This is a genomic window from Leucobacter luti (assembly GCF_004217175.1).
GTDB classification, from domain to species: domain Bacteria; phylum Actinomycetota; class Actinomycetes; order Actinomycetales; family Microbacteriaceae; genus Leucobacter; species Leucobacter luti.
On sequence record NZ_SHKI01000003.1, the window covers coordinates 342,161 to 353,417 of the forward strand.

Consider the following 11,257-nt stretch of genomic DNA (forward strand, 5'->3'; position numbering starts at 1 on the left):
CGTCACCAGCCCCACCGCGTGATGCCGCCCGAGCGGCAGGAAGCCCCGTGAATTCAATGAAGAGATCACCCAGCCCCGAGCCCCTGCTTGAGCTCGCCGGTGTGACCAAGGCATTCGGCGCCGTGGTCGCGCTGCGAGACGGCACGATCGCCCTCCACCCGGGCTCGATCCACGCGCTCGTCGGCGAGAACGGCGCGGGCAAGTCGACGATCGTGAAGATCATCGCCGGGCTCTACCGCCGCGACGCCGGCGACATTCGCCTCGCGGGCGAGTCGGTCGACTTCACCACCACCGCCGAGGCGAAGGCAGCGGGCATCGCGGTGATCTACCAGGAGCCCACCCTCTTCCCCGACCTCTCGGTCACCGAGAACATCTTCATGGGCCGGCAGCCGCGCGGCCGCTTTGGCCGCATCGACCGGGCCCGCATGCGCACGGAGACCGAGGCGCTCTTCGCCCGGCTCGGCCTGCGCATGGATCCGGATCGGACGGCCGACGGCCTCTCGATCGCCGACCAGCAGATGATCGAGATCGCGAAGGCAATCTCGCTCGACGCCCGCATCCTGATCATGGACGAGCCGACCGCGGCGCTCTCGGGCATCGAGGTGGATCGCCTCTTCGACGTCGCCCGCGCACTGCGCGACGAGGGCCGCGCCCTCGTGTTCATCTCGCACCGCTTCGACGAGGTGTTCGCCCTGTGCGACACCATCACCGTCATGCGCGACGGCAGCTACATCTCCACGCGCGCGATCGCCGACACCGACCCGGACAGCGTCGTTGCCGAGATGGTGGGCCGCGAGATCACCGAGCTCTTCCCCAAGCTTGAGACCACGATCGGCGAGCCACTGCTCGAGGTGACCGGGCTCACGAGCCCCGGCGTGTTCAGCGACATCAGCTTCACCGTGCGCGCCGGCGAGATCGTGGGCCTCGCCGGGCTCGTTGGCGCCGGCCGCAGCGAGGTCGCCCGCGCAATCTTTGGCGTCGACGACTACCGCAGCGGCGAGGTGCGCCTCTCCGGCAAGCGGGTCCGCAAGGGCGTCCCGACCGCCGCGATGCGCGCCGGCCTCGCACTGGTGCCCGAGGATCGCCGCAAGCAGGGCCTGGTCCTCGAGGAGAGCGTCGCCCGCAACACCTCCGCGGTAATCCTCGACTCGATCGCGAAGCTGGGGCTCGTCACCGCGCGCGCCGAGCAGCGCGCCGCACGGCCATGGTCGGAGCAGCTGGAGGTGAAGACCACGGCGCTCAGCACCCTCGCCGGCACCCTCTCGGGCGGCAACCAGCAGAAGGTGGTGCTCGGCAAGTGGCTCGCGACCAACCCGCGCGTGCTCATCATCGACGAGCCCACCCGCGGCATCGACGTCGGCACGAAGTCTGAGGTGCACCGCCTCCTGTCGACGCTCGCGAGCCAGGGGATGGCCGTGCTCATGATCTCGAGCGAGCTGCCCGAGGTGCTCGGCATGGCCGACCGCGTCGTCGTGATGCGCGAGGGCCGGATCACCGCAACGATCGACCGCGCCGAGGCAACTCAGGAGAACGTGATGCGCGCCGCAACCCAGAACCCGACCACGCAGACGGAGCAGGCCGCATGACCGCAACGACCACAGCCCCGCCCACCCGCGGCGCGTTCAGCACCGCGCTCGGCCGGCTGACACGCGCCCGCGAGGCGAGCATCCTGCTCGCCGTGATCCTCGTGATCGCTGCGGCGACGCTGAAGAACCCAAACTTCCTGTTCTCCGTCGACGGATACCGCGACCTGTGGCTCACACCGTCGCTGCTGATGCTGGTGGCCGTGGGCCAGGCGGTCGTGCTGATCACCCGCAACGTTGACCTGTCGGTCGGCTCGGTGCTCGGCCTGAGCGCGTACCTGACCGGCCGCCTCTTCATCGACATGCCGGGGATCCCGGTGATCGCGGTCGTGGTGATCGCCGTGGTATTCGGCGGCCTGCTCGGGCTCATCAACGGCGCGCTGGTGGCGTTCGCCCGGGTCCCGGCCCTGGTGATCACCCTCGGTACGATGTACGCGTTCCGCGGCATCAACGTGTGGTGGACGGGCTCCGACCGCATCAACGCCTCGGACATGCCGAAGGAGTTCCTCGGCCTCGGCACCGCGCAGGTGTTCTCGATCCCGGTGCTCACCATCATCGCCGTGATCGTGCTCATCGCCGTTGCCTGGTGGATGCGCAACACCCGCGCCGGCCGCGAGAACTACGCGATCGGCTCCGATCCCGACGCGGCCCAGCTCTACGGCCTCCCGGTGACGCGCCGCATCATCACCGCGTTCGTGCTCTCGGGTGCGCTCTCCGGCTTCGCCGGCGTGCTCTACGCGGCGCGCTACGGCACGATCAACTCGCAGGCCGGTTCCGGCTGGGAGCTCGACGCGATCGGTGCGGCCGTGATCGGCGGCGTCGCGATCTTCGGCGGCGTTGGATCCGTGTGGGGCGCCGCGATCGGTGCCCTGCTCCTGCTCACCATCAACCGAGCGCTGCCCGTGCTCGGGGTGCCAGATTTCTGGCAGCGCGCCGTCGTCGGCGTCCTGATCATCGGCGCGATCGTGCTCGATCGGGTGATCGCCGTCAGACAACATCGAAAGCTGATCGAAGCACGGGAGACGACGCGATGAGCGCACCGGTAACCGCCCCAGCACCCACCACCGCTGGGTTCCGCCCCATCGCCGACTACGATCGGCCGCTCTGGCAGCGCCTGCTGCTCACCCGCGAGGCCGCGATCATCGCGCTGTTCGTGGTCGTGGTGATCGCCGCCTCGGCGATCGTGCCAAACTTCGGCAGCCAGATCACGATGACCTACCTGCTCCTCGACATGTTCCCGATCCTCATCATCGCGCTGCCGATGACCGCGATCATCGTGACGGGCGAGATCGACCTCTCGGTCGCCAGCGTCGTCGGATTCTCGAGCGTGCTCACCGGGGTGCTCACGCAGGCCGGCGTCCCGTTCGGGATCACGATCATCATCGCCCTGATCGCTGGCGTGCTCTGCGGCCTGTTCAATGGCTTCCTGATCACCACGGTCGGCCTGCCGTCGCTCGCGGTCACCATCGGCACGCTCGCCCTGTACCGCGGGCTCGCGGTCGGGCTGCTCGGCACCACGGCGGTCACCGACTTCCCCGAGTTCTGGTCCGGTCTCGCGAAGGCAAAGATCGGCTCGACCGGGATCCCCGTCGTCATCCTCCTGTTCGTGGCGCTCGCCGTCGTGTTCGCGATCCTGCTGCACTTCACCCGCTTCGGCCGCGGCGTCTTCGCGATCGGGCTCTCCCCGGAGGCAGCGCGATTCTCGGGAGTCAACGTGGCGCGCACCAAGCTGCTGCTCTTTGCGCTCAGCGGGGCCGTCGCCGCGCTCGCCGGGATCTACTACACGCTCCGCTACGGCAGCGCTCGCGGCGACAACGCGACCGGCATGGAGATGCAGGTGATCGCCGCGGTGCTCCTCGGCGGCGTCTCGATCTTCGGCGGTCGCGGCGCGCTCCACGGCGTCGTCGCCGGTGTGCTCCTCATCGGCGTGCTCGCCAGCGCGCTGCGCCTCGCCAATGTCACCTCCGACGTGATCAACATCATCACCGGCGTGCTGCTCATCGCCGCGGTCGTGTCGTCGAGCGTGTTCGCCGCGTTCAGAAACCGGCGCCGCGCCGGCCCAAAACTCACGCTCGCCGGGTCATCCGGCGCAGCCTCCTAAATGTGCACTCTGCTCCACCTCACCACGGCCCCGCATCGCGGGCACTGAAAGGAAACGAACAATGTGGTTCCAGAAGAATAAGAAGGCGGGCGCACTCGTCGCCCTCGCGGCAAGCGCCGCGCTCCTCCTGTCGGGCTGCTCGGGCGGCACCGACGCGGCAAGCGGATCCGGATCCGACTCGGGCTCCGGCGACGCCGCGGGGGCGAGCGTCACGTTCATCCCGAAAAACCTCGGCAACCCCTACTTCGACACGTCGAGCAAGGGCGGCAAGGCCGCGGTCGAGGCGTTCGGCGGCACCTTCAACGAGGTCGGCCCCGCCGAGGCGACGCCCGACGGGCAGGTCAGCTTCATCAACACCGCGACCCAGCAGGGCGTCGACGCGCTCGCAGTCTCGGCGAACGACCCGAAGGCGATCTGTGACGCCCTGACCGAGGCGCGCGACGCCGGGATCAAGGTCGTCACCTTCGACTCGGACACGAACACCGACTGCCGCGACATCTTCGTGAACCAGGCTGACGCCGAGGGCATCGCCAAGGTGCAGGTCGACATGATCGCCGAGCAGATCGGCGACGCGGGCGAGATCGCCGTACTCTCGGCTGCCGCAAACGCGACGAATCAGAACGCCTGGATCGACATGATGAAGGAAGAGCTCGCCGCGAGCCACCCCGACATCGAGCTCGTTGAGGTCGTGTACGGCGACGACGACGATCAGACCTCCTTCGACAAGACGGCGGCGCTGCTGCAGACGTACCCGGAACTCAAGGGCATCGTGTCGCCGACCACCGTCGGCATCGCCGCTGCGGCGCGCTACCTCTCCACCTCGGACGCAAAGGGGAAGGTCGCGCTGACCGGCCTCGGCACCCCGAACCAGATGCGTGAGTACGTCGAAGACGGCACCGTCACCGAGTTCGCGCTCTGGAACCCGGAGGAGCTCGGCTACCTCACGGCCTACGCGGCAAACGCGCTCGTGGCCGGCGACATCACCGGCGCCGAGGGCGACACCTTCGAGGCGGGCGATCTCGGCGAGTACACCGTCGCAAAGGACGGCGTCGTGCTGCTCGGCGACCCGTACCGCTTCAACAAGGAAAACATCGGCGACTTCGACTTCTAGTCGCCCGTGCGGTGCCCCGGCGCGGCCGGGGCACCACACTCCCCCTCCCCACTCCCCAGCTCACACAGGAGAACCGATGCGCGTCTGCTTCGAACTGCAGGTCAAGCCCGAGCGGCTCGCCGAGTACACGGCCCGTCACGCGGCCGTGTGGCCCGAGATGCTCGCCGCGATCGCCGACGCCGGACGCCGCAACTACTCGCTGTTTCTCCGCCCAGACGGCCTCCTCATCGGCTACTACGAGACCGATGACGACGACGCAGCGCAGCGCGCGCTCGCCGCTGACCCGCGCACCACCCGGTGGGAGGCAGACATGGCGGAGTTCTTCGTCGCCGAGGTCGGCCGCCCCGACCAGGAGGCGCCCCGACTTACCGAGGTGTTCAACCTCGAGAACCAACTCGCCCGCACCCCGTCGGGCTCGGATCGCGCGTAAGCGCGAGACACGAAAGAAAGCGCAGATCATGAGCACGCAGCTGACTCCCGAACACTTCGCCACCCTCGCGCAGCAGGCCGTTGAGGTCCCCTCGTGGGCGTACGGCAACTCGGGCACGCGGTTCAAGGTGTTCTCGACGCCGGGCACCCCGCGCGACCCGTTCGAGAAGATCGCCGACGCCGCGGAGGTGCACCGCCTCACCGGCCTCGCGCCCGCGGTGGCGCTCCACATCCCCTGGGACCTCGTTGACGATTACGCGGCGCTCCGCACGCACGCCGAGAACCTCGGCGTGAGCCTCGGCACGGTCAACTCGAACACGTTCCAGGACGAGGACTACAAGTTTGGCGCCCTCACGCACGTGGATCCCGCGATCCGCCGCAAGGCGATCGACCACCACCTGCGCTGCATCGACGTGATGGACGCCACCGGTTCGCGCGACCTGAAGATCTGGCTCGCGGACGGCTCAAACTACCCCGGTCAGGTCGACATGCGCGGCCGCCAGGACCGGCTGCAGGAGTCCCTGCAGGAGGTCTACGCGCGCCTCTCCGGCGAGCAGCGCCTCGTGCTCGAGTACAAGTTCTTTGAGCCCGCGTTCTACCACACCGACGTGCCCGACTGGGGGACCTCGTACGCGCAGGTCAGCGCCCTCGGCGAGCGCGCGATGGTCTGCCTCGACACCGGCCACCACGCGCCGGGCACCAACATCGAGTTCATCGTGATGCAGCTGCTCCGCCTCGGCAAGCTCGGCGCGTTCGACTTCAACAGCCGCTTCTACGCCGACGATGACCTCATCGTGGGCGCCGCTGACCCGTTCCAGCTGTTCCGGATCATCGCTGAGGTGGTGCGCGGCGGCGGGCTCAACAACCCGGACGTGGCGTTCATGCTCGACCAGTGCCACAACATCGAGGAGAAGATCCCCGGGCAGATCCGCTCGGTGCTCAACGTGCAGGAGATGACCGCGCGCGCCCTGCTGCTCGACCGCGATGCGCTGGCCGCAGCGGAGGCCTCCGGTGACGTGCTCGGCGCGAACGCCGTGTTCATGGACGCGTTCTACACGGACGTGCGCCCGGCGCTCGCCGAGTGGCGCGAGTCGCGCGGCCTGCCGGCCGACCCCATGGCTGCCTACGCCGCCTCCGGCTACCAGCAGCGCATCAACGCCGAGCGCGTCGGCGGCGCGCAGGCGAGCTGGGGGGCGTAGCCGAGTGGCACGCACGGTTCCCGGGCAGGTTGCCGCGGTCGATCTCGGAGCGACAAGTGGCAGGGTCATCGTTGGCCGCATCGAGCATGGTCAGACGGGGCCCGAGCTGCGCACGCAGCACATCGCGCGCTTCGCAAACGACCCGGTGCGCACCCGAGACGGCCTGCACTGGAACCTGCTTGAGCTGTACCGGCAGACCCTCGCCGGTCTCGCCCTCGCCGAGCGCGGAGCGCCGGGCGAGATCGCGTCGGTGGGCATCGACTCGTGGGCGGTCGACTATGGCCTGCTGCGGGGCGGGCGGTCGCTCGGCGTGCCCTACCACTATCGTGACGCGCGCTGTGAGACGGGGGTTGCCGCCGTGCACGCGCGGGTCTCAGCTGCCGAGCTCTACGCGCGCAACGGGCTGCAGCACCTGCCGTTCAACACGGTCTTCCAGCTCGCAACCGAGGGCGATCTGCTCGCCAGCGCGGACCGGCTCCTGCTCATACCCGACCTGCTGGCGCACTGGCTCACCGGCGCTGAGGTCGCGGAGCGCACGAACGCCTCGACCACCGGGCTGCTCGACGCGCGCACGCAGGAGTGGGACCTTGAGCTCGCTGAGTCCCTCGGGATTCCTGGCCGGATCCTGCCGCAGCTCGTCAATCCAGGCACGCGCCTCGGCCCGCTCTCCCCTGAGGTCGCCGCGGTGGTGGGGCGCCCACTCGAGCTGGTCGCGGTTGCGTCGCACGACACCGCCTCTGCGGTCGCTGCGATACCGAGCACCGGTCAGGACTTCGCGTACGTGTCATGCGGGACCTGGGGCCTGGTCGGGCTCGAACTCGACGCCCCGGTGCTGACCGAGGCGGCTCGCGCCGCGAACTTCACCAACGAGGGCGGCGTCGCAGGCACCACCCGCTTCTTGCACAACGTCATGGGGCTGTGGTTGCTCTCCGAGTCGCTGCGACACTGGGAGCGCGGCACTGACGCGCAGCGGTCGAGTCGGCTCGCCGAGCTGCTCGACGCCGCGGCTCGCGTCACGGGGCCGGTGCAGATCTTCGATGTGAACGATGCCGTGTTTATGCCGCCGGGCGATATTCCCGGCCGCATCGGCGCCTGGTTCACCGAGCGCGGTGAGCGAGCACCCGAGGGCGAGGCGGCAATCGTGCGCTCGATCGTTGAGAGCCTCGCAGCGGCATTCGCCGACGCCGTCGCCACGGGGGCCCGGCTTGCCGACCGCGAGGTGCGGGTCATCCATGTGGTGGGTGGCGGATCGCAGAATCGCCTCCTCTGCCAGGCGCTCGCCGACCGCGCCGGGCTGCCCGTGGTTGCCGGTCCCGTCGAGGCGACCGCCATGGGCAACATGCTCGTGCAGGCACAGGCGCTCGGACAGATCGGGCCCGAACTCGCCGACCTGCGCGCGGTCGTCTCCCGCTCAGCACCGGTGGTCACCTACCTGCCGGGATCGGCGCCTGCGGCCGCAGCCCCCTGATTCGGGGCGCCAAGCGCCCGAGGCCAGCGGGAGGACCCCGTGCATCAGGCGCAGGGCGCCGGACGTAAAGCGCCCGGGCGCTACGCGTCGAGCGCGGTGACGGCGGCGGCCTCGCGATACCGCGCGTAACGCTCGGCGGTGAACCCGGCTCCGCGCGGCTCAATCGCGCGGAGCTGCGGCGGCCGCCAGGCTTCGCCGAGTTCACCGACCGTCGCCCCGTGCTGCACCGCGGCGGCCTGCACCGCGGCCCCGCGCGCCACCGGCTCGGCGGCGTCAACGAGCCGCACCTCGCGGTTGAGGGCGTCGGCGAGCACCTGCGTTGTGGCCGCCGAGCGTGCGCCGCCGCCGATGGCGAATACGTCGCCCCCGGTGTCGATTCCCAGCCGGTCGATCCCCTCGACACCAACGCGCAGTCCGAAGACCACGCCCTCCACCGCAGCGCGCGCGATCTCCTCGCGAGTGACCTCGGTCGTAATGTCCGCGAGGAGTCCGGCCGCCCCCGGCCGGTTGGGAGTGCGCTCACCGTCGAGGTAGGCGGCGAGCACCGGGCCGGAGGCACCGGCCGCGAGCGCGAGCCGCGACAGCTCGGCGTGGTCAACTCCGAGAATCCGTGCGAAGGCGTCGGTCACCTTTGCACCGTTGAGCGTGCAGACCAGTGGGAGGAAGCCGCCCGTGAGGTTAGCCGTCCCGCTGACGATCCCGCTCTCGTCGGCGAGCGGGGCGGGCGTCGTGGTCACCACGACTCCCGAGGTGCCGAAGGAGCAGACGAGGTCGCCGTCCCGGATCCCGAGCCCCAGCGCAGACGCGTGCTGATCGCCAGCGCCGGCGCTGACGCGCGCACCCGCCCGGATCCCCAGTTCCGCAGCGACCTCGGGGAGCACCGTCCCAGCGATCCCCTCGGGGCCGAGCACCTCGGGCAGCATCGGAGCCCAGTCGACCTCGGGGTCGATCCGCTGCAGGTGCTCGATCCTGTAGACGTTTTCGGCGGGGTCGAAGTAGCCGGTGCCTGAGGCGTCTGAGCGGTCGGTCGCGAACCGTCCGGTGAGTCGGTACGCGAGGTAGTCATGCGGCAGGAGCACTGTGCGCAGCCGCGCGAAGCTGCTGGGTTCGTGGGCGCGGAGCCACGCGATCTTCGCGATCGTAAACGCGGCGGTTGGCACTGAGCCGATCGACCGCGCGAACTCGGCCGCTCCCACCTCGGCGACGAGCGCCGCAAGCTCCGGGGCAGCGGTCGTGTCGTTCCAGAGCTTTGCGGGCCTGATCACCCGGCCGGCCGCGTCGAGCGGCACGAAACCGTGGCACTGCCCGGCGATGCCAATGCTCACGATGTCCACGTCGCCGGCCGCGCGTCGCGCGTGGCCGAGCGCGATCACGAGGGCTTCCCACCACGCCGCTGGATCTTGTTCGCTGATCGGCGGCACCGTGTGCGGGTGCGGCGCCGAGCCAAAGCCGAGCAGCTCCCCGTCCTCGCTCGCGCGCAGCTCAACCTTGCACGACTGGGTCGACGAGTCGACCCCGACCACCACTGCGCGTGCCACGGCTAGCCGATCACCGTGTTGAGCAGACGAGCGACCTCATCTGCCACGGCTGCCCGCGCCGGGGCAAGGAACTTCCGCGGGTCAACCAGCGTCGGATCCGCGAGCGCGTCGCGCGTCGCGGCGGTAAACGCGACGCCCAGCGCAGTGCCGACGTTGATCTTCGTCACCCCGGCGGCGATCGCATCGCGAATTCCTGCGTCCGAGACCCCCGACGAACCGTGCAGCACGAGCGGTACCGGCACCGCTGCCGCGAGCTCGGCGATGAGCGCCAGGTCGAGGCGCGCGTCGCGTGTGGTCATCGCGTGCTCCGATCCGACCGCGACGGCGAGCGCGTCAACCCCCGTGCGCGAGACGAAGTCAGCGGCCTCAGCGGGGTCGGTGCGGACCCCGGGAGCGTGCGCACCGAGCTTCCCGCCGATCTCACCGAGCTCCGCCTCAACGCGCACGCCGGCAGCGTGCAGCTGTTCGGTCACCTCGTGCGTGCGCGCGACGTTCTCCGCGAACGGCAGCGCGGCGCCGTCGTACATCACCGATCCGAATCCGAGTTCCGGTGCGCGCGCAGCGAGCGCCAGATCGGTGATGTGGTCGAGGTGCAGCACGATCGGCACGGTCGCGAGTTCGGCCGCGGCTCGCGCCGCTGCCGCGATCGGTTCGACGGCTCCGTGGAAGGCAATCGCGTTCTCGCTGAGCTGCAGGATGAGCGGTTTCCCCACCCGCTCGGCCCCGGTAATCGCGCCGATCACGTGCTCAATCGTCACGATATTCACTGCGAGAACGCCCGTCCGCCGCGACTGCGCGACAAGCTCACTTGAAGCGATCATGTGTTCCTCCTCCGGGCCCCGAAACCGGCGCCATTGCTAGACTAAGACGGTGTTGATCACTGTGACCCCATCCCCCGCGATCGACTGGACGATCGGGGTCCCTGAGTTCAGCTTTGGCCTCGTGCACCGCGCCGCACACGAGCTGCGGGAGCCGAGCGGCAAGGGCGTCAACGTCTCGGCGGCGCTGCAGCGCGCCGGAATTCCGACTCACGCAATTCTCGCCGCGGCCGGTGACGGCACAGAGTTCATGGCGCGCGAACTGTCTGCGCTCGGCGTGCCGTACTCGTTCACGCCGGGGGGTCCCGTACGCACCAACGTCACCCTGCTCGTTGACGGGCAGCCCGACACCAAGGTGAACACGTCGAGCCAGGCGCTCGGCGCTGCGGAGCGAGCGGGGCTCGCCGACCGCGTGCGTGCGCTCGCCGCGCAGGGCGCCGACGCGCTGCTCACCGCTGGAAGCTTGCCCCCGGGGACGGACGCGACCCTGCACGCTGAGCTCGTCGCGCTCGGCCGCGAACTCGGGCTGTTCACCGCGGTCGACAGTTCTGGCCCCGCGCTCGTCGCGGCGCTCGCCGCGGCACCCGATCTCGTGAAGCCGAACGCCCACGAGCTCGCGGAGATCGTGGGCCGCGAGCTCGGCACGCTGGGGGAAGTCCGCGACGCCGCACGCGCGCTGCGTGAGCGGCACGGCGTCGGCTGTGTGCTCGTCAGTTTGGGAGCCGACGGCGCGCTGCTGGTCGACGGGGCAGGCGAGCTGTGGGCCGGTGCCCGGCCGGACCGGGTCGTCAACGCCGTCGGCGCCGGCGACGCGACGCTCGCCGGCTTCCTCGCGGCCCGTTCGGATCGACGAAACGCCGTGCGCACCGCGGTGCGCTGGGGGGCCTCCGCCGTCGCCCACCCGACCACGCTCTTCAACGTGCTCCCCGCGGCGGAACTGGATGAGTGGTGCACCGACACGATCGACTGGGATCGGCCGCTGACACCGGACTCTGAGTAGTCGGGTCGCC

At 70.0% G+C, this 11,257-nt stretch carries 10 protein-coding genes; 8 read left to right on the forward strand and 2 right to left on the reverse strand.

Going from position 1 to position 11,257, the window contains the following annotated elements; translation table 11 throughout:
* The first annotated feature begins 56 nt into the window (after positions 1-56).
* The 7 genes from EV139_RS04715 to EV139_RS04745 all read left to right on the forward strand — a co-directional run bounded on the left by EV139_RS04715 (position 57) and on the right by EV139_RS04745 (position 7,891).
* Positions 57-1,586 (forward strand): sugar ABC transporter ATP-binding protein, encoded by a 1,530-nt coding sequence (locus EV139_RS04715; protein ID WP_130453162.1) that lies wholly within the window; start codon positions 57-59, stop codon positions 1,584-1,586.
* On the forward strand, positions 1,583-2,617 hold the full coding sequence (locus tag EV139_RS04720; RefSeq protein ID WP_130453163.1) for an ABC transporter permease: 1,035 nt from the start codon (positions 1,583-1,585) through the stop codon (positions 2,615-2,617). The genes EV139_RS04715 and EV139_RS04720 overlap by 4 nt, the downstream gene beginning before the upstream one ends.
* On the forward strand, positions 2,614-3,684 hold the full coding sequence (locus EV139_RS04725; RefSeq protein WP_130453164.1) for an ABC transporter permease: 1,071 nt from the start codon (positions 2,614-2,616) through the stop codon (positions 3,682-3,684). The genes EV139_RS04720 and EV139_RS04725 overlap by 4 nt, the downstream gene beginning before the upstream one ends.
* Positions 3,685-3,745: 61 nt before the next feature.
* Positions 3,746-4,795 (forward strand): rhamnose ABC transporter substrate-binding protein, encoded by a 1,050-nt coding sequence (rhaS, locus tag EV139_RS04730; protein ID WP_130453165.1) that lies wholly within the window; start codon positions 3,746-3,748, stop codon positions 4,793-4,795.
* A 76-nt stretch (positions 4,796-4,871) separates the two neighbouring features.
* Positions 4,872-5,225 carry an L-rhamnose mutarotase gene (locus EV139_RS04735; protein ID WP_130453166.1) on the forward strand — a complete coding sequence of 118 codons (354 nt, stop codon included), beginning with the start codon at positions 4,872-4,874 and terminating at the stop codon, positions 5,223-5,225.
* Between the two features lie 28 nt (positions 5,226-5,253).
* Positions 5,254-6,423, forward strand: a complete 1,170-nt coding sequence (gene rhaI / locus EV139_RS04740) for an L-rhamnose isomerase (RefSeq protein ID WP_130453167.1) — start codon at positions 5,254-5,256, stop codon at positions 6,421-6,423.
* A 4-nt stretch (positions 6,424-6,427) separates the two neighbouring features.
* Positions 6,428-7,891 (forward strand): rhamnulokinase, encoded by a 1,464-nt coding sequence (locus EV139_RS04745; RefSeq protein ID WP_130453168.1) that lies wholly within the window; start codon positions 6,428-6,430, stop codon positions 7,889-7,891.
* Positions 7,892-7,971: 80 nt separating this feature from the next.
* Here EV139_RS04745 and xylB read toward each other — a convergent pair whose 3' ends face one another.
* Positions 7,972-9,429 (reverse strand): xylulokinase, encoded by a 1,458-nt coding sequence (gene xylB, locus EV139_RS04750; protein ID WP_130453169.1) that lies wholly within the window; start codon positions 9,427-9,429, stop codon positions 7,972-7,974.
* Between the two features lie 2 nt (positions 9,430-9,431).
* Positions 9,432-10,250, reverse strand: a complete 819-nt coding sequence (locus tag EV139_RS04755; RefSeq protein WP_130453170.1) for a class II fructose-bisphosphate aldolase — start codon at positions 10,248-10,250, stop codon at positions 9,432-9,434.
* A gap of 49 nt (positions 10,251-10,299) precedes the next feature.
* On the opposite strand from EV139_RS04755, the gene EV139_RS04760 reads away from it, so the two are divergent.
* Positions 10,300-11,247: a 1-phosphofructokinase family hexose kinase gene (locus EV139_RS04760; RefSeq protein WP_130453171.1), complete on the forward strand. Its 948-nt coding sequence runs from the start codon at positions 10,300-10,302 to the stop codon at positions 11,245-11,247.
* Positions 11,248-11,257 lie beyond the last annotated feature (10 nt).

Excerpts from the sequence above, each read along its gene's own strand:
- EV139_RS04755 (WP_130453170.1), bottom strand. The coding sequence starts at position 10,250 with ATGATCGCTTCAAGTGAGCTTGTCGCGCAGTCGCGGCGGACGGGCGTT.
- EV139_RS04720 (WP_130453163.1), top strand. The coding sequence starts at position 1,583 with ATGACCGCAACGACCACAGCCCCGCCCACCCGCGGCGCGTTCAGCACC.
- EV139_RS04725 (WP_130453164.1), top strand. The coding sequence starts at position 2,614 with ATGAGCGCACCGGTAACCGCCCCAGCACCCACCACCGCTGGGTTCCGC.
- rhaS (WP_130453165.1), top strand. The coding sequence starts at position 3,746 with ATGTGGTTCCAGAAGAATAAGAAGGCGGGCGCACTCGTCGCCCTCGCG.
- EV139_RS04735 (WP_130453166.1), top strand. The coding sequence starts at position 4,872 with ATGCGCGTCTGCTTCGAACTGCAGGTCAAGCCCGAGCGGCTCGCCGAG.
- rhaI (WP_130453167.1), top strand. The coding sequence starts at position 5,254 with ATGAGCACGCAGCTGACTCCCGAACACTTCGCCACCCTCGCGCAGCAG.
- EV139_RS04715 (WP_130453162.1), top strand. The coding sequence starts at position 57 with ATGAAGAGATCACCCAGCCCCGAGCCCCTGCTTGAGCTCGCCGGTGTG.